This is a genomic window from Burkholderia sp. 4M9327F10 (genome assembly GCF_005503145.1).
Classification (GTDB): domain Bacteria; phylum Pseudomonadota; class Gammaproteobacteria; order Burkholderiales; family Burkholderiaceae; genus Paraburkholderia.
This window is the reverse complement of record NZ_SCNV01000023.1, coordinates 25,177-47,578: the sequence shown is the minus strand read 5'-3', so window position 1 is coordinate 47,578 and position 22,402 is coordinate 25,177. Positions and strand designations below refer to the sequence as shown.

The window sequence follows — 22,402 nt, the reverse complement described above, 5'->3', positions numbered from 1 at the left end:
GCCCGCGGGCGCCGCCGCCCGCAACTACATGAGTCGCCGATGACAACCGTACGAGACCCTACGTTGCCTGTTGAACGCATGACGCGCGGCGCGCCTGTTTTGCAGTCGGGCGCCGTACCGGCAAGGACGGTCGACGATGTTGCCTACTCCATCTTTCACGAACCCTGGTGGCTCGATATCGCAACCGGCGGCGACTGGAGCGTTGCCCAGGTCGTACGTGGCAAAGAGGTGGTCGGAAAGCTGCCTTACTACTCGACCCGCATGGGGATGTGGCGGATATCCCATCTCCCTCCGCTTACCCGCACCCTCGGCCCAGTGATCAAACCTGCCGGCCTCGACGCTTCCCATGAACAGCATCATCGGCTGAGCGTCACCTCCGAACTGATCGAACAACTGCCGCACTTCGACAGCTTCTTTCAGCTCTTCGATCCGCGGGTCGAAGACGCGCTCGCATTTGCCCTGCGTGGATTCACGGTGTCGGCGCGCTACACGTTGCAGATCGCGCCGGATTGCACCGTGGACGAAGCCTGGACGCGTTTGCACAGCAAGACCCGCAATGTGATCCGCAGTGCCGAGCGCCAGCTAACCGTCGCCCCTATCGCGACACCGAGCGAGTTTCTGCAGTTCTACGAAGCGAATCTGCTTGAGCGTTCGCGCACGAATGCCTATGGCTCAGCGGTGATGCGGCAACTCGTGAATGAGTTTGTGGCCCGCAAAGCGGGGCATCTGCTGGGCGCCTATGGCCCGGACGGGCGGCTGGTGGCGGCGATCGGTCTCGTCTGGGACCAGCATGCGATGTACTACCTGCTTTCGTCGCGCTCGCTCGGAGCGCATGGCGGATCGATCAGCCTGCTGATCTGGATGGGAATCCAGCGTGCGCTCGAGCGCAAGCTGACGTTCGATTTCGATGGCTTCCCCAGTGCGGCCACCTACAACTTCCTCGATGGCTTTGGCGGGGCATTGAAACAGCGCTTAGGGGTGGAGCGCCTGGGAACCCTGTATTCGGTCGCGCGCACCCTCAAACGCCGTATCGTGCCGGGCTCGACGGCGGTGTTTGCACCTAACCTCTGAGAATCCGGTCGCGCAAGGTAGGCGGCCCGAACGCCGCCGCTATGGTTGCGGCTGCGCGGCTCATGCCGCTTCTTGCGTGCGGGTGGCCGAGCCGATCATCGATTCGGCGAGTTCGATGGTGTTCGACGCGAACAATGCGGGAGTCCAACGCCTGACTGACGTCAGCGCATTCACGGAGAAGCGTTCGCGCAGTGTGCCGTTGGTGCCTAGCTGCATGATCTTCATGGCGAGCGCGGACTCGTCGTCGGGCTCCACGATGAAGCCGTTGACGCCGTCGTGCACCAGCTCGTGCGCCACCCCGCAGGTGCGTGTGACGATGGCGGGTGTGCCGGCCGCAAAGGCCTCGTTGATGCACAAGCCCCACTGGTCGAATTTGCTGGCGAGTACGACAAAATCCGCCAGTGCATAGAGACCCGGCATATCGGGGTTCGGCACCGAACTCAGAATGACCACGTGACGGCTCAGACCGAGCCGGTCAATCTGCTCCAGCAATTGTTCCTTGCACGGACCCTGCCCGACCAGCACGAGTGAAACGCCCGCCGCATGCAGCCCCGAGTGAAAGAAGGCCGTAATCAGCAGGTCGATATTCTTGCGTGACACGAAGCGGCTCACGCAGAGCACATAGCGCGGCGGCAGCGTAAAGCGCACACGGATGCCGGCGGTGTTCGCTTCGGCTTCGCGGGCCATGCGGGAAAAGTAATCGACGTCGATGACGTCGAAGCCAACGCGCGAGCGTTCCATCGGCACGCCCAGCGACTGCGCGTAGGCGCGGTGCTTCTCTCCTGCCACCAGCGCGGCGTCGAACTTCGATACCAGCAGGCGCTTGGCACGCTCCTTAAGGGCGTAGCGTTTGCCGTCGTCCGCTTTCGAGTCCGACATATAGATCAAGGAAAAGCGGCGCGTCAGCGCCTTCAGGATGCACAGCGCGATGGAGTAATTGGTGTTGTAGCCGAGCGTGACGACCACGTCCGGTGCGAACGTGCGGAGTACCGAGAACAGTTCGACGGCCACCCGCAAGGTATGCCCGTCGCCTTCGCCCGCATCCTTGATAAGCGTGACGCAGTTCGCAGGTTGTGTATTGAAGAACGCGGCGCGCCGGTCCTGCGGAAAGCCGTACACGCCGGACTTGCCGAACACTTCGACGAGAAACACCTCATGACCGCGGCTGTTGGCGAGCCGCAGAAGCGCCTGGTAACGCGGAACGTGATAATCACCCAGATTGCCGACGACGAATAGGACTCGCATGGAAGGGCTAACCGATCGGTGTTGGGTTGGCAGGATGCTCATGTCACAAGCATGTCACTTGTCTCCTGGGCCGGTCAGGCGTCATCGCATTGTCACGCGAGCGGGCTGCCGACAGTTTGTGATGTTCTCCACGGTGATCGTAACCCGCTAAAGGCGCCGGTCGGAGCGTTGTCCGGGGACGGCGAAGGTTTGGCGGGTAAGTCAGAACGACCGCTCACAGAGCGTTGTTCAGCGTGGCCATCGGGCAAGGGAAGCGGGTGGTCTCGTCCGGCGATTGACTGACCGGCAGTCAGTCGCGTACCATGGCAGCCTGAAATTGCAGGAGGCGCCGCGAGGTGTCGTGACGAATGAATACCCAACTCGATCCGCCGCCCGGTGCAGCCGCGTCGTCCCACACCCGGGCGGATTCGGTCTTCGGATACCGCGCCTTCCTGCTGTTCTGGGCCACGCGCATGTGCCTTGCGCTCGCCGTGCAGGTGGAGAGCATTACGCTCGGCTGGCAGGTGTACACGATTGCACGGGCGTCGAAGAGCGTTGAGCAAAGTGCGTTCCTTGTGGGCATGGTCGGGCTGTCGCAGTTCGTGCCGTTGTTCATGCTGACGTTGCTTGCCGGCACCGTGGCCGACCGTTGCGACCGGCGCGCGATCCTGCAAATCTGCACGGTGGCTGAGATTGGCTGCGCGCTGGCGCTGCTGATCCTCTCGCTGCATCCACAGGCAGGGTTGCTGCCGGTGTTTGGGGTCGCCGCCGTGTTTGGCGCTTCGCGTGCCTTTCTCTCGCCCGCACAGGGGGCGCTTGGGCCAATGCTGGTGCCGCGTGCGGTATTGCCGCGCGCCATCTCATGGAGCTCGTTGAGCGATCAGGGCTGTTCGGTCGTCGGCCCCTGGCTTGGCGGCGTGCTCTGTGCGGTTTCGCCGGCGCTCGCCTACGGAAGCGCGGCAGTCCTTTATACGGGCGCTGCGGCCGCCTTGCTGTCGATCCGCGCCAATACCCGTCCCACGCCGCAAGCCGGTTCACGCCTCGCGCATATTCGGGAAGGGCTCGTCTATGTCTGGTCGAACAAGATCGTGCTGGGCGCCATTTCTCTGGACCTGTTCGCCGTCCTGCTGGGTGGTGCGACCGCCTTGCTGCCGGTGTTCGCAAGCGACGTGCTGAAGGTGGGAGCGCATGGCTTCGGTGTGCTGCGCTCGGGGCCGGCCATCGGTGCGGTCGCGATGGCCTTTGCGTTGACGCGCTGGCCACTGCATCGCCGTGCGGGTCGCTGGATGTTCGGCGGGGTAGCCGCCTTTGGCGTGGCGACGCTGGTGTTCGCCGTGTCGCGCTCGATGCTCGTGTCGGTGATCGCGCTGATCGCATTGGGCGCTGCGGACATGATCTCCGTCTATGTGCGGCAGACGCTGGTGCAGATCGTCACACCGGATGCGATGCGCGGCCGCGTGTCGGCGGTGGCGGGACTCTTTATCGGCGGTTCGGCGGAACTGGGCGAATTCGAAACCGGCGTCGTGGCGCGCGTGCTCGGGCCGGTAGGGGCCGCGATCTTCGGCGGGCTGGGGTCGCTGCTGGTCACCGGCATCTGGGCGCGGCTGTTTCCGGCGCTGCGCAAGGCGGATCGGCTGGACGGCACGCAGGCATAAGCGGCGCGTCGCGCACCCGGTCACTGATGAAGGGCCTTGCGTTATCCTTCGCGCAGTGACTTATCCACGACCCGTCGTAGAGGCTAATCCATTTGATGCGTACTGCCACCCGGCTCCGGCCCAGGACCAAGGCGCCCGAAGAACGGCGCGATGAACTGATGAATGCCGCCCAGCGTCTGTTTCTCGAACAGGGCGTCGCCACCACGACGATAGAACAGATCACCATCGGCGCTGACGTCGCGAAGGGGACGTTCTATCTCCACTTTTCGTCCAAGGAAGACTTGCTCGCCGCGTTGCGTGACCGGTTTGCCGGAGCGCTGCTGTCGAACGTGCAGACTGCCGTGGAGCGCCAGCCGCAAGGCGAGTGGAGGACGAAGCTGGCGAGTTGGGCCAGCGCGTGTGTGGCCGGCTACCTCGATTCGATTCGCTTGCACGACGCGGTGTTTTTCGAGTCGCGCCCGCCGACCCGCAAAGGTCTCGTCGACAACCGGGTCATCGACGATCTGGCCGCGCTGCTGCAAGCGGGCGCCACGGCGCAGGCATGGTCGATCGACGATCCGCGTTTCGTGGCGGCGTTTTTGTTCAGCGGCCTGCACAGCGCGGTGGACTACGCGTATATGAAGGAGAAGCGGGTGAACCGCTCGCGCCTTGCGCGGAAGGTGGAGGCGCTCTTTTTCCGTGCGGCCGGACTGACGCCGGAATGAACCCGGAGCGGCCCGGCGCCCCGCCGCCCGGCTATCCGGCGCGGGCGCGGACGGTGCGGGTGTACGACGCAATCATCGTCGCCAGTTCCTGCGCGGCGGGCGTGACCGGAACGGCGGCGCGTTGCAGCAGGCAGACGTCCTGCTCGACGGCGCGCTCGCGCACCGCAATCGAAGTCAGCGTATCCGCGAAAGGGCCCTGCTTCACCACAACCGACGATTCGAGCGACAGGCAATCGGTTTCCCCGACAAGGTGCAGGCTCTCGTACAGGCCCTCCACCGTGGCGATGATATTGGGCGGCGGCAGGCCGTGGCTTTCAAACAGATTGCTAAGACGGCTGGCCTGTGGATCGTCGGTCAGATTGGGCGAGCGCGTGGCGATCCACGTGCAGCCGGTCAGCTCGGCGAGCGAAGTCGCGCCCGCCTGTGGATGACCGCGCCGGCAGACGATCACAGGATCGGAAGGATAAAGCCGGGTAACGGAGAGATCCGCTGTATCCGTATGCTTCGAAACCAGCGCCACGGCGAAATCCAGCGTGCCTTCGCGAATCCACGCAATCATCATGCGCGAGGTGCCCGTGCGCAGATGCACGGCGACCCGTGGAAAGCGCGCGCGGAATTCGGTGAGCACGGGAGCGAGCGCGTCGATCAGCGGCTCCGTGGTCATGCCGAACGTGACCTGGCCGACATAATCGCCGCGCAACTGCTGCACCTCCTGCTCGGCCCGCTCGCATTCGCCGAGGATCGCAGCGGCCCGTTGCAGCAGCCTTTGACCCAGCGCCGTCAAGGCAATGCCGCGGTTGGTGCGGGTGAACAGCGTCGCGCCGAGGATCAGCTCGAGGTTCTGCAACTGCTGGGTGATGCCGCTCTGCGCCGTTCCCAATGCCCGCGCCGCCGCGCGAATGCTGCCGTGTTCCGCCACGGCGATGAACACGCGCAACTGGGAGATCGTCAGGGCCATGGTGCTCGGTGAAGTTGGTGATCGGTAAAAGTGAACATGATAGACCGATAGGGACTTCTTTGGCGCACCGGCGCGGCTTAGCATGACCTGTTCCACACTGCAGTTCGCGCAGTTCCAGCGCAGTTCCTGTTTTCCCAAGCCACCTTCAAGCCACCTCTCTACCCGACCGGCTCACCATGAAAACTCCGTTGATGCTCCTGATCGCTGCGCTGACTTTCAGCGGCAGCGCGTTTGCTAGTGGTAACGACACGCTGCGGCTCGGCATTGATCCGAGCTATCCGCCCATGGACGCCAAAGCGCCGGACGGCAGCGTAAAGGGCTTCGACGTCGACCTCGGCAACGAAATCTGCCGTCGTATCCACGCGCATTGCCAATGGGTCGAGCTGGAGTTCTCGGGGATGATTCCGGCGCTGCAGGCGCGCAAGATCGACGCAATCATGTCCTCGATGGCGATCACCGAAAAGCGCGAACAACAGATTCTGTTTTCGTCGAAGCTGTTCCAGTTCAAGTCGCACCTTGTGGCCAAGCAAGGTTCCGGGCTGAGCGACTCGGTTGCGTCGCTGAAGGGCAAGCAGATCGGCGTGCAGTCGGGCACCCAGTTCGAAACCTACGCGCAGGCACACTGGGCGCCTAACGGCGTCAATATCGTCGCGTACAAGAGTCAGGACGAAGTCTTCACGGATCTCGTCAACGGCCGCCTGGACGGTGCGTTGCTCGGCACGGTGGAAGCCGATCAGGGCTTCTTGCGCACGCCGGCCGGCAAAGGCTTCGCGTTTGTCGGCGCGCCGCTCTCGATGGGCGACCGTGGCGTAGGCATCGGTCTGCGCAAGGACGAGACCGCCTTGCAGGCGTCCATCAATAGCGCGATCGCGTCGATGCTGAAGGACGGCACCTACGCGCAGATTGCCCACAAGTATTTCGATTTCGATCCGTACGGCGGCAATTGACCGATCGCAATGACCATCGCCGGCAAGCACCTGCCGGCGCGTATCCGGATAGTCACCCCACCCACATTCGCTCATGAAAAAACAATCGATCCCGCTTCTGTCACCCGCCATCGGCACGCAACGTGAACTGGTGAGCTTTCATTTCGGCCCGACGGATAGCGGACAGAAAATCTACGTGCAGTCGACGCTGCACGCCGACGAAACGCCCGCAATGCTGACGAGCGTGCTGCTGAACCGGCGTCTGCGCGAACTCGAGGCGCAAGGCGCGCTGGCCGCCGAGATCGTGGTGGTGCCGGTGGCGAACCCGGTTGGGCTTGGCCAGTACTTGCTTGGGCAGTTCATTGGACGCTTCGATCTGAGCAGCGGCAAGAACTTCAACCGCCATTTCCTGCAATTCTCGCGGGTGGTGGAGCGCGCCAAAGAGGCGCTTGGCTCGGACCGCTTGACCAACCGTCAGATCGTGCGTCAACTGGTGCGTGAAGAACTGGAGCAGCAAAAGCCGCTGACCGAGTTCGAATCGCTGCAACTGGCGCTGCAGAAGCTCACCTACGACGCGGACGTGGTGATCGACCTGCATTGCTCGCTGGAAGCGGTGATGCATGTCTACACGAGTGAAGCGGGCTGGCCCGACTTCGAGCCGCTCGCGCGCTATCTGGGCTCGCGCGCCTCGCTGCTGGCGACGGACTCGGGCGGCGGCGCGTTCGACGAAACGCATAGCCTGCTGTGGTGGCAATTGCAGCAGAACCTGCCGGCCGACAAGCCGGTCGGCAACGGCACGCTGGCCGTGACCGTGGAGTGCCGCGGGCAACGCGATGTGTCGTATGCGGTGGCGCAACAGGATGCGGACGCGATTGTCGACTATCTGACGTGGCGCAAAGCCATTCGCGGCGAACCGAAGCCGTTGCCCGAACTGCTGACGCCGGCCACACCGCTTGCCGGCAGTGAGCAGTTCTATGCGCCGGTGAGCGGGATACTTGTGCACCGGGCGAACATCGGCGACACGATCCGCGCGGGCGATCCGCTATTCGATATCGTCGATCCGCTGACGGACGAAACCACCACGATCAGCAGCAAGACCGACGGCATTTTCTATATGCGCCGCGCGATCCGCTTTGTGACCGCAGGCGCGCCCTTGGGCCGGGTCACGGGAACCAGGCCGGTGCGCACCGGTGTGCTGCTAGGGGCGTAATTCAATCGCCGGCCCGCTGGGTATCGGTTTTGCCGCATACGTCATGCGGCGTTTGCTAACCCGTTTGCTAACCCAATACCCAGCGGCACCCCAGAGACCTTAGATCGCGGTCAGGGTCGGCCCTACAGCCGCCGGATCGGTGATGCTCGGACGGCCGGTTTCGACGTGACCGGCGAGGCGGCGGGCATAGCTGCTGTCTTCATTGCTGCTGACAGTCAGGTCGTACCAGTGATGGCTCGACGCCAGCACCCATGCCTCTTCGATCTCGGCGCCACCCGGCACGACGATCGTGCGCGGACGCGCGCCATACGCGTTATCGATTACCGTCAGGCGCGCAAAGCCTTGTCCCTTGTTGGTGAACGCCAGGAACACGTTGCCGTTCGCCACGTCGTAGTGCGTGCGCACTTCCGGCAGCGAGGGCTTGCCGCTTTGCGTCTGCGCCGCGTTGCCGGCGAACTTGCGCACGAAGCCGTTCGGGCCATACACGTCGAAGGTATAGACGCCGCTCGTCGTGCTCAGGTCGAAGGTCTCCTTCAGCGATTTGCCCGCTTCGACGGTATAGCGCCACGGACCGTCCGTGCGGTTCGTCGAGTACACGTAGAAGTGCGCGCCGTGCTCGCCGGTGTTGGCCAGCTCGATCGTGAAGGTGTTCTGCGTGACGCTCACATGACCGTTCACATGCAGTTCATACGGTAGCGCACGGGCAAAACGGATGCCCGGCTCCTGCGCGTCGAACGGCCCCGGCGTCGTCGGCACGACCGGCTTCGGATTGTTTGCGCATTGGTTGTTGGCGGTCGTGATGTAGTTGCTGGTATCCGGCAGCGGCGGCATGGTTGCGTCCGGCGTGCGGAAGTCGAACGCCCGGGTCAGGTCGCCGCACACCGCACGGCGCCATGCCGTGATGTTCGGCTCGAACACGCCGAAACGCTTTTCGATGAAGCGGATCACCGAGGTGTGATCGAACACCTGCGAACACACAAAACCACCCTTGGTCCACGGCGAGACGATCGTCATCGGCACGCGCGGGCCGAGACCGTAGGGCAGGCCGTCGGCCGTGTAGCTGCCGCCGCGCAAAGGGTTCACCACGTTGTGAATCTCGCCTTCCACGCTGACGGTCGACTGGCCTTGAGCCGCTGTCGTTGCCGGTTGCGGCGGCACGAGGTGGTCGAAGAAGCCGTCGTTCTCGTCGTACATGACGAACAGGACCGTCTTGCTCCACACTTCCGGATTCGACGTCAGCGCATCGATAATCGTCGACAGGTATTCCGCGCCGTAAGCCGGCGTGTAGCTCGGATGCTCCGAGTAAGCAGCCGGCGGCAGCAGCCATGACACCTGCGGCAGGTTGCCTGCGAGCACGTCGTTCTTCAGATCGGCAATCGTGCGCACCGTTTGCGCGCGCTCGTACAGCGCGGAGCCCGGCTGGGCGTTGATGTAGTTGACGAAGTTCTGCAGGATGTTGGTGCCGTAGTTGCCGTTCAGCGGATCGGCGCCCGTGAGGCCCTGCTGGTAGACCTGCCATGAGATGCCGGCGGCCTGCAGGCGTTCCGGATAGGTGGTCCACGAGAGCAGCGCGTACTTCGGCGGGCCGTCGCCGTCCACATAGTCGTTGTTGTCGAGCAGCGGGCCACCCATCGTGCCGCTCGGGTCCACCATGCCCGTCATCAGGTACGAACGGTTCGGGTGGGTCGGGCCAGGCAGCGAGCAGAAGTAGGCGTCGCAGACCGTGAAGGCGTCGGCCAGTGCGTAGTGGAACGGAATGTCGCTACGCAGGTAGTAGCCCATCGTCATGTCGGTCTTGTACTGCGGCCACTGGTTGTACGCACCGTTGTTGATCGCGTAGTGCGTCGGGTACCACGAGTGGTCCAGATCGCCCACGCACTGCGCGCTGGTGGTCTGCGTATTCAGATGGAACGGCAGCACCGGCTGCGCTGCATTTTCCTTGGACGGTTGATACCACACCGGCTGCTGGCCGCCCGGCAACGGAATCGGGAAGCGGTCGTTATAACCCCGTACGCCGCGCAGGTGGCCGAGGTAGTGATCGAAGGAACGGTTCTCCTGCATGAACACCACGATGTGCTCGACATCCTGAATCGTGCCGGTGCGCGAGTTTGCCGGTACGGCGAGCGCATTGCGGATCGATTCAGGGAATGCGGCCAAAGCGGCGGCTGCACCAGCGGACGATGCGACGGTCTGCAGGAAACGGCGACGGCTATTTGAGGTCATTGGTTATCACCTTCTGCGGGGGTGGAAGAGAGCGCGTCTGACGCGCCCGGGGGAATCCGGTGCTCAATTACTGTTGTTGTCCTGACCGCTGTCGCCCGGCGCATAGCGCAGTACGGGGGCGACTTGCCGGCTGTCTGCCGCAAGGCTTGCCTGCACGCTTTGCACCGCGCTGTCCGAGGCGGCCGCGGCGTCGGGCGCGTTGGCCAGCGTGGCCGACGCGCCGAATGCGGACTGCGGTGTTACCGTTGGGCTTGTCTCGTGGCCCGAGACTGGGGTCGCGCTGGGTGCAGCGCTGTTTTGATCGACGCTTGCCGAGGTGCCGTCGTCCGGACCGCAGGCGGACAGCAAAATGGTTGTGAATGCAACGAGTACAGCGGTGGCCGCAATCGGGTGTCGTCTCATGTCTGCATCCTCGTTCGGGTAGCGGGATGCAGTCTCCAGTGACTTGAAGAAAATATTATGAAAGAGTGTGTAACGTTTGCGAGCCGCTAAAACGAGAGCTATTTGTGGGCTTTTGGAAAGTTATTCGAAAAGATAAGACGGGAAAAACTGGCAGATTTACCGTATTCAATTGTTAAATCGGTAAGATCGGACTGCTGAATGAGCGAAATGTAAAAATGACACGCATCGAACAGTCTTTCGACTCCTTTCGGTTTATGAACGAGTGGCTCGAGGCCGACGGCTTTGGCGGATTTGCATCGGGAACGGTCGGCACCGAGCGCACGCGGCGCTACCACGCGTTGTTACTGAGCGCCATGCACGCGCCTGGCGGCCGGGTCGTGCTGGTCAACGGCATCGAAGCGTGGCTCGAGGCGGATGGCAAGCGTTATCCAATCAGCATGCAGCGTTATGTGCCGGACGTGGTTTATCCGGACGTGTCCACTAGTCTGCTCAGCTTCGATACGCAGCCGTGGCCGACGTGGCGCTTCCAGATCGATGGCGAGACGGTGCTGATTGCGGAGGTCTTCGTGGTGAAGGCGAGTTGCGAGACGCTTCTGCGCTGGCGCCTCGAACACGGGGACGCGGGCGATGGGCGAAGTGATCCGGCAAGTGACCCGGTAAGTGGTGAGACAAGCGGTGAGACAAGCGGTGAGACAAGCGGTGAGACAAGCGGCGCACAGCCCCACCGCTATACGCTGAATGTTCGACCGCTGCTATCGGGCCGCGACTACCATGCACTGCACCATGAAAACGCGGCATTCAATTTCAACGCGGATGTGGACGATGCTCATGGCCGCGTGAGCTGGCAGCCATACGGCGACCTGCCGGTCATCCACGCATCCACCAACGGCACGTATGCTCATGCGCCCGATTGGTATCGAAACTTCTGCTACGTGCGTGAGCGCGAACGTGGCCTCGATTTCAGCGAAGACCTGGCAACGCCCGGCGTGTTTAGCTTCCCGCTTGGCGATCACGAGGCGTTGATGATCCTGCAGGCCGGCCCCCCGCCAGTCGCCACGCCGGTGGCCGAACGCTTCAAGACGCTGGCCGACGCCGAATACGCGCGGCGCAGCGGGTTCCCCTCGCGCTTGCACCGCTCTGCCGATGCCTATCTGGTCGCACGCGACGAGGGTCGCACGGTCGTTGCTGGCTTCCCCTGGTTCACCGACTGGGGCCGCGATACCTTCATCGCGATGCGTGGCCTGCTGTTAGCCTCCGGCCGTCACGAAGCCGCTGAGGCGATTCTGCTCGAATGGGCTAATACGCTCTCCGAAGGGATGCTGCCGAACCGCTTTCCCGACTATGGCAGCGCACCGGAGTACAACGCTGTCGACGCATCGCTCTGGTTCGTTGTTGCGGTGCACGACTATCTCGCCGCGGAGCAGGCCTGCGACGCCACGCGCAAGCGCTTGCAACAGGCGGTTGAGGCGATTCTCAGGGGGTATAGCCAGGGCACCCGCTTCGCGATACGCGCCGCTGACGACGGGCTGCTAAGCGCCGGCGTGCCGGGCGTGCAACTGACGTGGATGGATGCGAAAGTTGGCGACTGGGTGGTGACGCCGCGCATCGGCAAGCCGGTTGAAGTGCAGGCGTTGTGGATCAACGCGCTGCGTATTGCGTCCGTCTGGAATCCGCAGTGGCAGGAGCCGGCAGCGCGCGCTTCGCAGGCCTTTGTGCAGCGCTTCACGAACCCGGTGAGCGGCGCGCTGTTCGATAACGTCGATGTCGACCATGTGCCAGGCAACGTCGACCGCTCGATCCGGCCCAACCAGATTTTCGCGGTGGGCGGTTTGCCGTTCCCCTTGGTTGAAGGTGCGACCGCGCGCGCGGTGGTCGAGCAGGTGGAAGCGCATCTGTTGACGCCGCTCGGCTTGCGCACGCTGGCTCCGTCCGATCCTGCATATCGGGGTCGTTACGCGGGCGGTCCGTCGCAACGGGACGGCGCCTATCATCAGGGCACGGTGTGGCCGTGGCTGATGGGGCCGTTTGTCGAAGCATGGCTGCGTGTGCATCAACCGGATGCGGGCGCGCGGGCCCAGGCACGCACGCGCTTTCTTGCGCCGCTGCTCGAACACCTGGATCACAACGGCCTCGATCACGTTTGCGAAGTCGCCGACGGTGATGCACCGCATCAACCCGGCGGTACGCCGTTTCAGGCGTGGTCGCTAGGGGAATTGTTAAGAGTGAAACGGATGCTGGCCAGCGGGTAAGTCCACTGCGCCTAAAACGCGCTACGATGTGAGTCCCACCGCTAAGCTCGAAAAGCAAGGGAACGCTCCATGCCGCCGCTGCGTGCCGCCAATCTGCTCGCCACCATCGAAGGCGCCCGCCTGCACTCCAGGGAATGTGCTCACTGGCAGCGCTGGGGCCCGTATCTGAGCGAGCGTCAATGGGGCACGGTACGTGAGGATTACAGCCCGGGCGGTACCGCGTGGGACTATTTCCCGCATGACCACGCGCGCAGCCGTGCCTATCGCTGGGGCGAAGACGGCATTGCCGGCTTTGGCGACGACAAGCTGAACTGGTGCGTCTCGCTCGCGCTCTGGAACCGCCACGACACCATCCTCAAGGAACGTCTGTTCGGTCTCACCAATGCGCAGGGCAATCACGGCGAGGACGTCAAGGAGCTGTATTTCTACCTCGACGGCACGCCCACCCATTCTTATATGCGGATGCTGTACAAGTACCCGCACAGCGCGTTTCCGTATAGCGACCTGGTGCAGGAAAACGCCCGGCGCGGCCCCGACATGCCCGAGTACGAAGTTCTCGATACCGGCGTGTTCGACGACTGCCGCTATTTCGACGTACAGATCGAATACGCCAAGCACACACCCGACGACATCGTGATGCGCGTCACGGTCGAGAACCGCGCCGACCAGTCCGCCTCGCTCGACGTGCTGCCGCAGATCTGGGCGCGCAATACGTGGTCGTGGAAAGGCACGCAAGAGCGGCCATCGCTTTCCAGACAGACGGCACACGGTGAAACGCATCTGATCGGGCGTCAGCATGGGCATGATCCGATCGTGGTCACCGCATGGTCGAAAGACACGCCCGCGCTGACCTGGCTCTTCTGCGAGAACGATACCAACGTCAAGCGTCTGTTCGGTATGGACGGCGCGGGACCGTTCAAGGACGGCATCAACGACTACCTCGTCGCCGGCGATACCCAGGCCGTGCGAGCCGACGCCGGCAGCAAGGCCGCGGCGCATGCGCCGCTCGAGCTGGCGCCGCATGGCCGCGCTGTGGTCTATCTGCGCTGGCGCCCGGAATCCGCGCCGGATGACGTGCCGCTCGACGTCGACGCCCTGTTTGCCCGCCGCCTCGCTGAAGCCGATGCGTTCTATGCGGCGTTGCAGCACGACATGCACGACCCGGATGCGCGGCTTGTCCAACGGCAGGCGCTGGCCGGCATGCTGTGGTCGAAGCAGTACTACCAGTTCGACGTGCAGCGCTGGCTCGACGGCGATCCTGCGCAGCCCACGCCTCCGGCGAGCCGCAAGCGCGGCCGCAATACCGATTGGCGGCATCTGTGCAACGCAGATATCGTCTCGATGCCCGACAAGTGGGAATACCCTTGGTACGCGTCCTGGGATCTGGCGTTTCATGCAGCCGCGTTCGCACTGATCGATCCGGAGTTTGCCAAGCGTCAGTTGCTGCTGCTGGTCAAGGATCGCTATCAGCATCCCAACGGTCAGATACCGGCTTACGAGTGGGCGCTTGGCGACGCCAATCCGCCGGTGCATGCGTGGGCCGCGTGGCGTGTCTATGAAATCGACCGGGCGCTGACCGGCAAAGGCGACCGCGATTTCCTCGAACTGGTGTTTCACAAGCTGCTGCTGAATTTTTCGTGGTGGGTGAACCGCAAGGACGCCGACGGCCACAACATTTTCCAGGGCGGCTTTCTTGGGCTCGACAACGTCGGCATTTTCGACCGCTCCTCGCCGCTGCCGACCGGCGGCCACATCGACCAGGCCGACGGCACCGCATGGATGGCGGCCTACGCGCTCGATCTGATGCGGATTGCGCTGGAACTGGCGTTTGCCAATCACGTGTTCGTCGATATTGGCGTGAAGTTCTTCGAGCACTTCCTGTACATCGCGGAGGCCGTCAGTTGCGACGACGGCTGCGACACCGGCCTATGGGATAGCGCAGACGAATTCTTCTACGACAAGCTAAGACTGCCCGATGGCACGAACGAGCCGATGCGGCTGCGCTCGATTGTCGGCCTGATTCCGATGTTTGCGGTGCACGTCCTCGAAGAGCGCCTGCACGGCAACCTGCCGGGCTTGCGCGACCGGCTCATATGGTTTCTCGAGCACCGTCCGGATCTTGCCAAGCTGGTCTCGCGCTGGAACGAGCCGGGTAAGGGCAACAACCTGCTGCTGTCGCTGCTGCGCGGGCATCGCATGAAGGCGTTGTTGCGCCGTGCCCTCGACGAGTCAGAGTTTCTTTCCGATCACGGCGTGCGGGCGCTCTCGCGAGTGCACCGTGACGAGCCGTTCGTGTACAGGCATAACGGTGACAGCTTTTGCGTCAAGTATCTGCCGGCCGAGTCGGACTCGCGTGTGTTCGGCGGCAATTCGAACTGGCGTGGGCCGATCTGGATGCCGGTCAATTACCTGCTGATCGAGTCGTTATATGAGTTTCACCGCTATTACGGCGACGATTTCCGTGTTGAGTTTCCGACCGGTTCGAGCCAGAAGTTCTCGCTAAGCGAAATTGCCGACCAGCTCGCGCGGCGCGCCACCACGCTGTTTCTCAAGGACAGCAACGGCGAGCGCCCGGTGATGGGCGCGTATCCGCTGCTGCAGGCGGACCCGCGTTCACGCGATCTCGTGCTGTTTCACGAATACTTTCACGGCGACAATGGGCGCGGCGTCGGCGCCTCGCACCAGACCGGCTGGAGCGGGCTCGTCGCGCTGTTGCTGCAGCCGCGCGTGATGGGCGAAGCGGGCAACGTCCCGGTGACCGGCGATGTCGAAGCGGCGCTTGCCACCAAGTAGGCAGGTGTGATGCCTTGAAGGAGTAGGGGACCGAGGGGGTACAGACCCCTGCAAGCAGACGATACGCGATTGTTTTTGAACTGTGCGGCGGCGGGCCTGGTCTTTTATGTATTGCCACGCCCGTTTCATTGGCTTCCTTCGATCAAGTGAACCCCATGTCGACTCCTGCGAACGCACCTGATTCAAGCGCCTCCTCTGCCACCGCGGCCAGCGGCGCGCAGGCCTCCACTCCCGTTGTCCCGGCCGGCAAGCACCCCGCGCCGCCTTGCACGCTGGTGATCTTCGGCGCGGGCGGCGATCTCACCAAACGCCTGTTGATGCCTGCACTGTATAACCTGACGGTGGACGGCCTGCTCGATGAAAAGACCAAGGTCATCGGCGTGAATCACGGCCAGATGGAGACCCGTGCATGGCGCGACGACCTGTTCAAGGCGCTGCAGCAGTTTGCTGCCGACAAGGCCAGCACGTTCCATACCTCGAAGCTCGATGACAAGGCTTGGGGATCACTCGCGCAGCGGCTCGAATATATGGCCGGCGAGTTCGAAAGCGACGATACCTTCAGCAGCCTCAAGCAGAAGCTCGACAACACGCCTGGCGGCAACGTGGTGTTTTATCTCGCAGTCAGTTCGCGCTTCTTCAAGCCGATTGTGGAGCACCTCGGCAAAGCGGGCTTGCTCAAGGAGGGCGACGGCGGCGCGGGTTTTCGCCGCATTGTGATCGAAAAACCGTTTGGCACTGATCTGGCGTCTGCACGCGATCTCAATGAGCATATCCTGAGTTATGCGAAAGAAGAGCAGGTCTATCGCATCGACCACTTTCTCGGCAAAGACACGGTGCAGAGCATACTCGCCGTGCGCTTCGCCAACGCGTTGTTCGAACCGGTCTGGCGGCGCGAGTATATCGAGTGCGTGCAGATCACCGCGTCGGAAACCATAGGCGTGGAAGGGCGCGGCAAGTTCTACGAGCAGACCGGCGCGTTTCGCGACATGCTGCCGAACCACCTGTTTCAGTTGCTCGGCATGGTGGCCATGGAGCCGCCCAATTCCTTCGACGCCGAAGCGGTGCGCGACAAGAAGGCCGATATCTTCGACGCAATCCAGCCGTTGAAAACCGACGACGTCGTATTCGGACAGTACGAGAGAGGGCCCGCAGGGCAAGGCTATCGCGAGGAACCGGACGTGGCAGCCGGCAGTCAGACCGAAACCTATGCGGCCGCACGGGTGTTCATCGAAAACTGGCGTTGGGCCGGCGTGCCGTTCTATCTGCGCACCGGCAAGCGGCTCACGGTGCGTCGCACGGAGATATCCGTGCAACTGAAGGCGGTGCCGTTCCGTCTGTTTCGCGACACCCCTGTGGATGCGCTGACGCCCAACGTGCTGACCTTGCGTATCGATCCGACGCATGGCACGAGTTTCGATTTCAACGTGAAAACACCGGGACCGGTGATGCAGATCGGCGCCGTGCAGTCGTCGTTCAACTATGGCGATTTTTTCGAGGAACAGCCTAACGTCGGCTACGAAACGTTGTTGTACGACTGCATGCTAGGCGACGAGACGCTGTTTCAACGTGCCGATAGCATCGAGACGAGCTGGGCCGCGGTGGACGACGTGCTGCATCCGAAGGGCAGTCCGCTGCCCGTGCACGGCTACCCGGCGGGCAGCGCGGGTCCGGCCGAAACCGATGCCCTGCTGGCGCGCGGAGGCCATACATGGCGTCCATTGAGCAAGGACGTGAACGCAAACGCAAAGAAGTAACGCCCAACAACACACCACCAGGGGACCACCGTGGCGACACGTAAGACCAATGTCAAAGCTAGCGTCAAGAGCAGTGCTGCCGGTACTGCTGCCGGCACCGCCAAAACTCCGGCCAGACGTGCCGCCGCTAAATCGGCCACCAAGGGCGCGGTGAAGCGCGGTGCGGAGCAGATTCTCGCCATCGATGTAGGTGGCACGGGGCTAAAGGCGGCCATCATCGATGCCCACGGCAAGATGCTCACCGAGCGCCTGCGCGTGGCAACGCCGCATCCGTGCACACCCGAGCAACTGGTCGATACGCTTGCAAAGCTGGTTCAGCCGCTGATTGCCGAGCATCCGCCGACGCGCATCTCGATCGGCTTCCCTGGCGTGGTCCGTAACAACCGCGTGCTGACCGCGCCGCACTTCGGCGACGTGGGGTGGCACGATATCCCGATTGCCGAGTCTCTGGCCACGCGGCTGGGCGGTTTGCCGGTGCGCATGATCAACGACGCCGAGGTGCAGGGCTTCGCGGCGATCCAAGGTCACGGCATCGAATTCGTGCTGACGCTCGGCACGGGCGCGGGCACGGCGCTGTTTCGCGACGGCGAGTTGATGCCGCATCTGGAGCTGGCGCATCACCCGGTCAGCAAGAATCGCGCTTACGACGAATACATTGGCGACGCCGCGCGCGTGCAGGCGGGCAACAAGCGCTGGAATCGCCGCGTCGAGAAAGTGATCGGCATTCTTGCCTCGCTGGTGAACTACGACAAGCTATGGATCGGCGGCGGCAACGCCGCGCGCCTGAATTTCAAGCTGCCGGAGAACGTGGCGGTCGTATCGAACGACGCGGGTATTGAAGGTGGCGCAAAACTCTGGCATCCGCGTTCGTGGCGCGATACCCGGCAACTGCCGGAAGCGACCCAGCGGACGGGCGCGTTCAAGTGAGGCGCGTGCGCAACATTCGTTGCGCACGCAAACAGCACATAGGCGTTAGCGCGCGGCGTCGCCCCAGCGGTACTCGTGCGTCACATCGTCGAGCTGCGCCTTTAACTCGGCGTCGAGCGTCAGGTCGATAGCACTGAGCGTATCCGTCAACTGATCGGGATTGCTTGCGCCGAGGATCGCCGAGGTGACGAGCGGATTCGCCAGCACCCACGCAACCGAGGTTTTCGTCAGCGAGGCGCCGGACTGCTGCGCGATTGCGCGCAGCTTGTCGATGGTTTCGAATTCGCGCTGATGCCAGTAGCGCTGCTGATACATCTCCCCGGCTTTGCCGACCGTTGCCGTAAAGCGGCCGGCCGCAGGCGGCGCGTCGTGCCGGTGCTTGCCGGTCAGCAGGCCGCCCGCCAGCGGGTTGTACGGTATGACCGCGAGCTGTTCCTCGCCGGCTAGCGGCAGCAACTCGCGCTCGATTTGCCGGAACAGCAGGTTATAGCGCGGCTGTAAGGAGACGAAGCGGGCCACGCGGAGCACGTCCGCGCGTCCGAGGGCGCGCGCCAAACGGTAGGCCAGAAAATTCGAAACGCCCACATAGCGTGCTTTGCCTGAGCGCACGATCAGGTCGAGCGCCTCAAGGGTTTCATCGAGCGGGGTCTCCTGGTCGTCGGAGTGCAACTGGTACAGATCGACGTAATCGGTGCCGAGACGGCGCAGCGAGGCGTCGATTGCATCGAGCAGATGCTTGCGCGAGGCGCCCTGGTCCCACGGCGACGGTCCGACCTTCCCCACCGCCTTGGTGGCGACGATAAAGCGCTCACGTTTGCCTTTCAGCCAGCGGCCAACGATTTCTTCGGTGCGCCCCGCAAGATCTTCGCCGCCGCCGAGCGGGTAGACGTCCGCCGTGTCGATGAAGTTGACACCGGCCTCTGCCGCTTTATCGAGAATGCGGTGTGAAACGGATTCTTCGGTTTGCAAGCCGAACGTCATGGTGCCGAGGCACAGACGTGAAACGCTAAGGCCAGTGCGGCCGAATTTACGGTATTGCATGGTGAACTCCGCGAGAGGGACAAGACTGCCAGATGCGTGAAGCGAAGAGCATAGCGCTTATCGCTGAGTGGCGTCGGCGGGAGGGCAAGCGAGCAAGCAGCGCGGCCGTGCTGCCAATGCCTCAATCGGGCACAACTGCAGCGCGCGGTTCAACTGTATGCGGCCGCTTGGCAAAGTACATCGCCACCGCGACGAGACACGCTGCTGAAAAACTACCAAGCACGATGAACACATCGCCTGTAGAGAGCAGACTTGTCAGCACCGCACCGATGCCAGGTGCGACGAACTGCATGCACATGCCGGCAGACTGCAGCGCCGCGCTGGCCCCCGGCACCTGGTTCGCAAGCCGGCGGGCGATAAAGAGCCGGCACTCGACCTTGAAACGGGCGCCCACCAAGCCGGTCGCAAAGAACGCAGCGGCCAGCATCAGTTCGGCCGGACGCAAGGGCAAGCGGAAGATTCCGCCTACCGCGATGAACAAGGCGCAGCAGGCGAGCGCAGGCGTGAGCAGCGCCCCCAGTCCCGCCTGCTTCGCCTTGCGTCCCGTCGGCAACAGGCTGCCGAGCACACCACCCAAGGCAGAGCAGGAGACGAGGATGCCGAGCACGGACTTGTCGAAACCCTGATTGCGCAACATCAGCGGAAACTGGTTGTTGACGGCCGCGGACAGCGCGAAGTAAATGCCGACGCACAGCAGGAGCGGCATGATGGGACCACGAAAGCGCACACGCTCAGCCGCCTTTTCCGGGGACGCCGCCGGCAACGCTTTGCTGTGCGACGCCGAGGCCAGCATCATGACGATGGCTCCGCAAATGAACACGATCGACACCAGCATCGTGCGATTGTCGCCGGCGAATGCACCCACGATGCCACCGGCGGCAGGCGCACAGATCTTCGCCACGCTCTGGGCCAGGTTCAGCAGCCGGAATGCGCGGCTTTGCTGTGCCTCTGCAACGCTGGTGGTGACGTAGACGGTCTCGGCGGGATCGGTGAAACCGAGCGCGGCCGACTTGAGTGCGACCACCAGCAGAAAGGCGACGAAACTGCTGACCCAAAGCAGTGCCGCGGTAGTGCACAGCGTGAGCGCCAACGCGACAACCAGAACCTTTGTGCTTGCATGGCGCTCGCAGACCCTGCTGATGCTGCGTGTGAGCAAAATGGGCGGTATCAGCAAGGCGGCACTGAGGATGACCAGATCGAACGGATTGGCGTTAAAGCGAAAGGTCGCGATGTTGAGAATCGCGAGAAAGTTGATCCAGCCGCCAAAGCTTGTAAAGAAACTACCGGTCAGAAATAGATGGAAGCGACGATTGTTCGGCATATTCACTCTCAATATGATGCACAAAGGCCCTCAGCCCACGCTAAAGCAGCAGGGCGCAACAAGGCCTTCGAAGCGTTTCGAATAATTAAATGAGGAATACTAAAAAATCAGGGCGAAGCAGCACGAACCCTGGATTGCTCAAGGGTTCAGTGCAGTTTGCCGACGGGTATTACGGGTAACGCGGATCTTGCCGATCTTCGATGGGCCGGAGTCTAGAACAACGCCGGTTGTTGAGCGGAGACCATTGGCACGACGTTGAGTTCGTCGAGCCGCAGGCGCGCCTTCGCGAGATCGTGAAGCACTTGCCTTTGCAACCAGGTTTCAGCGCCGCCGCCGAACGCCTTGTCGAGCCGCAGCGCCATCTCCGGGGAGATGCCTGCCTTGCCGCTCAACAGATTGGTCAACGCCTGGCGACTGACGCCCAGAACCAGCGCACCCTCGGTGACGGTCAAATTGAACCGCTCAAGGCAGTTCTGACGGACGGTAACGCCCGGGTGGATGAATTCTGAATCGGCCATGGACCGAACAATATCGACGAATGTGGCATTCGTCAACTGACAAGCGCTGCTTGTCATTGGGCGTGCTTGTCTCCCCAGACCTTGCCGAAATGCACCGACATCGGCACGCCGATTACCAGCGCACCGGCGAGCGGTGCAATCAGCTCGGGCGTGAATGCCAATGCGAACGGGCGGAGTGAGAACAGGTAAAGGGCGATCAGCAGATTGAAAAATCCCCACAGAAAGTTCACCAGCGCCGATGAGTCGCCGACGCCGTGGGGTTTGGCAAACGGAGTGGGAAACGGCATGCCCTGGATGCCCGCGACGAGATGGGGGACGCAATTGCAAAGAAAAGCACCGGCGAAAAAAGTGGCGACGTAGTGCATGAATGACCTGGAGAAAGAGTGGAAATCCGCCTGCCACTGCAAGACTGCTTTCATGCCGCTAACAGAGACGGCAAGGCAGACAGTCAAAGATGCCCGGCGAGCGCTGATATTCGTAGATATGCGAGGATGTCCTCGCATAAAATACTAGAGGCTATCCTCGCATAAGTCAAACCTCGCTCTCACGGCTGATCGACTGGATCGGCGTTTGTGCCCGTGTGTGCGAATAGAAAGCTTGGGTGTTCGCGAGCCGCGGCGCTAACATGCGAGGCGCGATTCTGACGAAACACCGGTAGATGGGACGAACTGACATGCCAACCACACTCGCCACGGGCGCACACGAACCGAAGCGGCAGCGCGGACATCTGCGCGTAGCGGCGATCATGGAAGCCGGCGTCGCCGTGTTCACCGAAAAGGGTTACGACGCGGCCACGATGACCGAGATTGCGGCGCGCTCCGGGACGGCAATCGGATCGCTGTACCGGTTTTTTCCCTCCAAGGAAGTTCTTGCCGATGCGTTGCTGCTCAACTATGCGCAACACGTGACAGATCGCTTCGCAGCACTCGCGGCGCGGGCACCCGCCATGACGCTCGAGGTGCTGGCCGATGCGCTGGTGGATTTCATGGTGTCGCAGCAATCGCAGCGTAGTTTTGCGGGTACGCTGCTCGACGCGCGCGGCGGCAGCGACGAGCGGCGCGTCAAGTTTCGTCAGGCGATGCGCAACGGATTGGCGGGCGTTTTACGCACGGTGATTCCGGGGATGGCCAAGGCGAAGTCGGAAACCATGGCCGTCGTTCTTCTGCATGTGCTCAAGGGCGTGGCTGTCGTCGCCGATGAAAAACCGGCGGCACGCCGCTTGCTTCACGCGGAAATCAGGCATCTCGTACGCGTCTATCTGCTTGCGGCTCAGGCGGAGGCCGACGCATAGTGTTGGGGAGGCGGTTGCGCCAATCGCGCAGGCTCGCGCGGCACCGTGAAGCTGCGCCGATTGTGGCGCCCACGGGCCCTGAGACGGAGAGGCGCGCGGCGCGTGGCGATGCGCTGTACGTGCAAATATCGCTTT

The 22,402-nt window shown here is 62.8% G+C and carries 18 protein-coding genes; 10 read left to right on the top strand and 8 right to left on the bottom strand.

Features of this window, described 5'->3' with window-relative positions; all coding sequences use genetic code 11:
• The first annotated feature begins 39 nt into the window (after positions 1-39).
• Positions 40-1,071 (top strand): GNAT family N-acetyltransferase, encoded by a 1,032-nt coding sequence (locus tag FFS45_RS20830; protein WP_249362868.1) that lies wholly within the window; start codon positions 40-42, stop codon positions 1,069-1,071.
• 60 nt (positions 1,072-1,131) lie between these two features.
• Here the strand turns inward: FFS45_RS20830 and FFS45_RS20825 are convergent, their stop codons facing one another.
• Positions 1,132-2,316: a glycosyltransferase family 4 protein gene (locus tag FFS45_RS20825; RefSeq protein ID WP_137956518.1), complete on the bottom strand. Its 1,185-nt coding sequence runs from the start codon at positions 2,314-2,316 to the stop codon at positions 1,132-1,134.
• Between the two features lie 347 nt (positions 2,317-2,663).
• Between FFS45_RS20825 and FFS45_RS20820 the strand changes: the two genes are divergently transcribed.
• A complete protein-coding gene (locus tag FFS45_RS20820) occupies positions 2,664-3,950 on the top strand; it encodes an MFS transporter (RefSeq protein WP_137956517.1) in 1,287 nt (428 codons plus the stop codon).
• 95 nt (positions 3,951-4,045) lie between these two features.
• Positions 4,046-4,654 carry a TetR/AcrR family transcriptional regulator gene (locus FFS45_RS20815; protein WP_137956516.1) on the top strand — a complete coding sequence of 203 codons (609 nt, stop codon included), beginning with the start codon at positions 4,046-4,048 and terminating at the stop codon, positions 4,652-4,654.
• Positions 4,655-4,685: 31 nt separating this feature from the next.
• Here FFS45_RS20815 and FFS45_RS20810 read toward each other — a convergent pair whose 3' ends face one another.
• Positions 4,686-5,612: a LysR substrate-binding domain-containing protein gene (locus FFS45_RS20810; RefSeq protein WP_137956515.1), complete on the bottom strand. Its 927-nt coding sequence runs from the start codon at positions 5,610-5,612 to the stop codon at positions 4,686-4,688.
• Positions 5,613-5,788: 176 nt separating this feature from the next.
• Here FFS45_RS20810 and FFS45_RS20805 point away from each other — a divergent pair, with 176 nt between their 5' ends.
• Complete coding sequence (locus tag FFS45_RS20805; RefSeq protein ID WP_137956514.1) at positions 5,789-6,559, top strand: transporter substrate-binding domain-containing protein; 771 nt, start codon at positions 5,789-5,791, stop codon at positions 6,557-6,559.
• 73 nt (positions 6,560-6,632) lie between these two features.
• Positions 6,633-7,748, top strand: a complete 1,116-nt coding sequence (locus FFS45_RS20800) for a succinylglutamate desuccinylase/aspartoacylase family protein (protein ID WP_137956513.1) — start codon at positions 6,633-6,635, stop codon at positions 7,746-7,748.
• Positions 7,749-7,847: 99 nt separating this feature from the next.
• Here FFS45_RS20800 and FFS45_RS20795 read toward each other — a convergent pair whose 3' ends face one another.
• Entirely contained in the window at positions 7,848-9,971 is a 2,124-nt protein-coding gene (locus tag FFS45_RS20795; RefSeq protein WP_137956512.1) for a phosphocholine-specific phospholipase C, read from the bottom strand.
• Between the two features lie 63 nt (positions 9,972-10,034).
• A complete protein-coding gene (locus FFS45_RS20790) occupies positions 10,035-10,373 on the bottom strand; it encodes a hypothetical protein (RefSeq protein WP_137956511.1) in 339 nt (112 codons plus the stop codon).
• A gap of 215 nt (positions 10,374-10,588) precedes the next feature.
• Between FFS45_RS20790 and FFS45_RS20785 the strand changes: the two genes are divergently transcribed.
• From FFS45_RS20785 to FFS45_RS20770, 4 genes are all read left to right on the top strand, one after another.
• Positions 10,589-12,622, top strand: a complete 2,034-nt coding sequence (locus tag FFS45_RS20785) for an amylo-alpha-1,6-glucosidase (protein ID WP_137956510.1) — start codon at positions 10,589-10,591, stop codon at positions 12,620-12,622.
• A gap of 69 nt (positions 12,623-12,691) precedes the next feature.
• Positions 12,692-15,415: a glucosidase gene (locus FFS45_RS20780; RefSeq protein ID WP_137956509.1), complete on the top strand. Its 2,724-nt coding sequence runs from the start codon at positions 12,692-12,694 to the stop codon at positions 15,413-15,415.
• Between the two features lie 155 nt (positions 15,416-15,570).
• Positions 15,571-17,169, top strand: a complete 1,599-nt coding sequence (gene zwf / locus FFS45_RS20775) for a glucose-6-phosphate dehydrogenase (protein ID WP_137956508.1) — start codon at positions 15,571-15,573, stop codon at positions 17,167-17,169.
• 150 nt (positions 17,170-17,319) lie between these two features.
• Entirely contained in the window at positions 17,320-18,096 is a 777-nt protein-coding gene (locus FFS45_RS20770) for an ROK family protein (RefSeq protein ID WP_137956576.1), read from the top strand.
• Positions 18,097-18,141: 45 nt separating this feature from the next.
• Here the strand turns inward: FFS45_RS20770 and FFS45_RS20765 are convergent, their stop codons facing one another.
• The 4 genes from FFS45_RS20765 to FFS45_RS20750 all read right to left on the bottom strand — a co-directional run bounded on the left by FFS45_RS20765 (position 18,142) and on the right by FFS45_RS20750 (position 21,341).
• Positions 18,142-19,137, bottom strand: a complete 996-nt coding sequence (locus FFS45_RS20765) for an aldo/keto reductase (RefSeq protein WP_137956507.1) — start codon at positions 19,135-19,137, stop codon at positions 18,142-18,144.
• Between the two features lie 121 nt (positions 19,138-19,258).
• Positions 19,259-20,458 carry an MFS transporter gene (locus FFS45_RS20760; RefSeq protein WP_137956506.1) on the bottom strand — a complete coding sequence of 400 codons (1,200 nt, stop codon included), beginning with the start codon at positions 20,456-20,458 and terminating at the stop codon, positions 19,259-19,261.
• Positions 20,459-20,670: 212 nt separating this feature from the next.
• Positions 20,671-20,976, bottom strand: a complete 306-nt coding sequence (locus FFS45_RS20755; RefSeq protein ID WP_074296913.1) for a HigA family addiction module antitoxin — start codon at positions 20,974-20,976, stop codon at positions 20,671-20,673.
• A 53-nt stretch (positions 20,977-21,029) separates the two neighbouring features.
• On the bottom strand, positions 21,030-21,341 hold the full coding sequence (locus FFS45_RS20750) for a hypothetical protein (protein ID WP_137956505.1): 312 nt from the start codon (positions 21,339-21,341) through the stop codon (positions 21,030-21,032).
• Between the two features lie 308 nt (positions 21,342-21,649).
• Between FFS45_RS20750 and FFS45_RS20745 the strand changes: the two genes are divergently transcribed.
• Positions 21,650-22,267, top strand: coding sequence for a TetR/AcrR family transcriptional regulator (locus tag FFS45_RS20745; protein WP_137956504.1), 618 nt, complete (start codon positions 21,650-21,652; stop codon positions 22,265-22,267).
• Positions 22,268-22,402 lie beyond the last annotated feature (135 nt).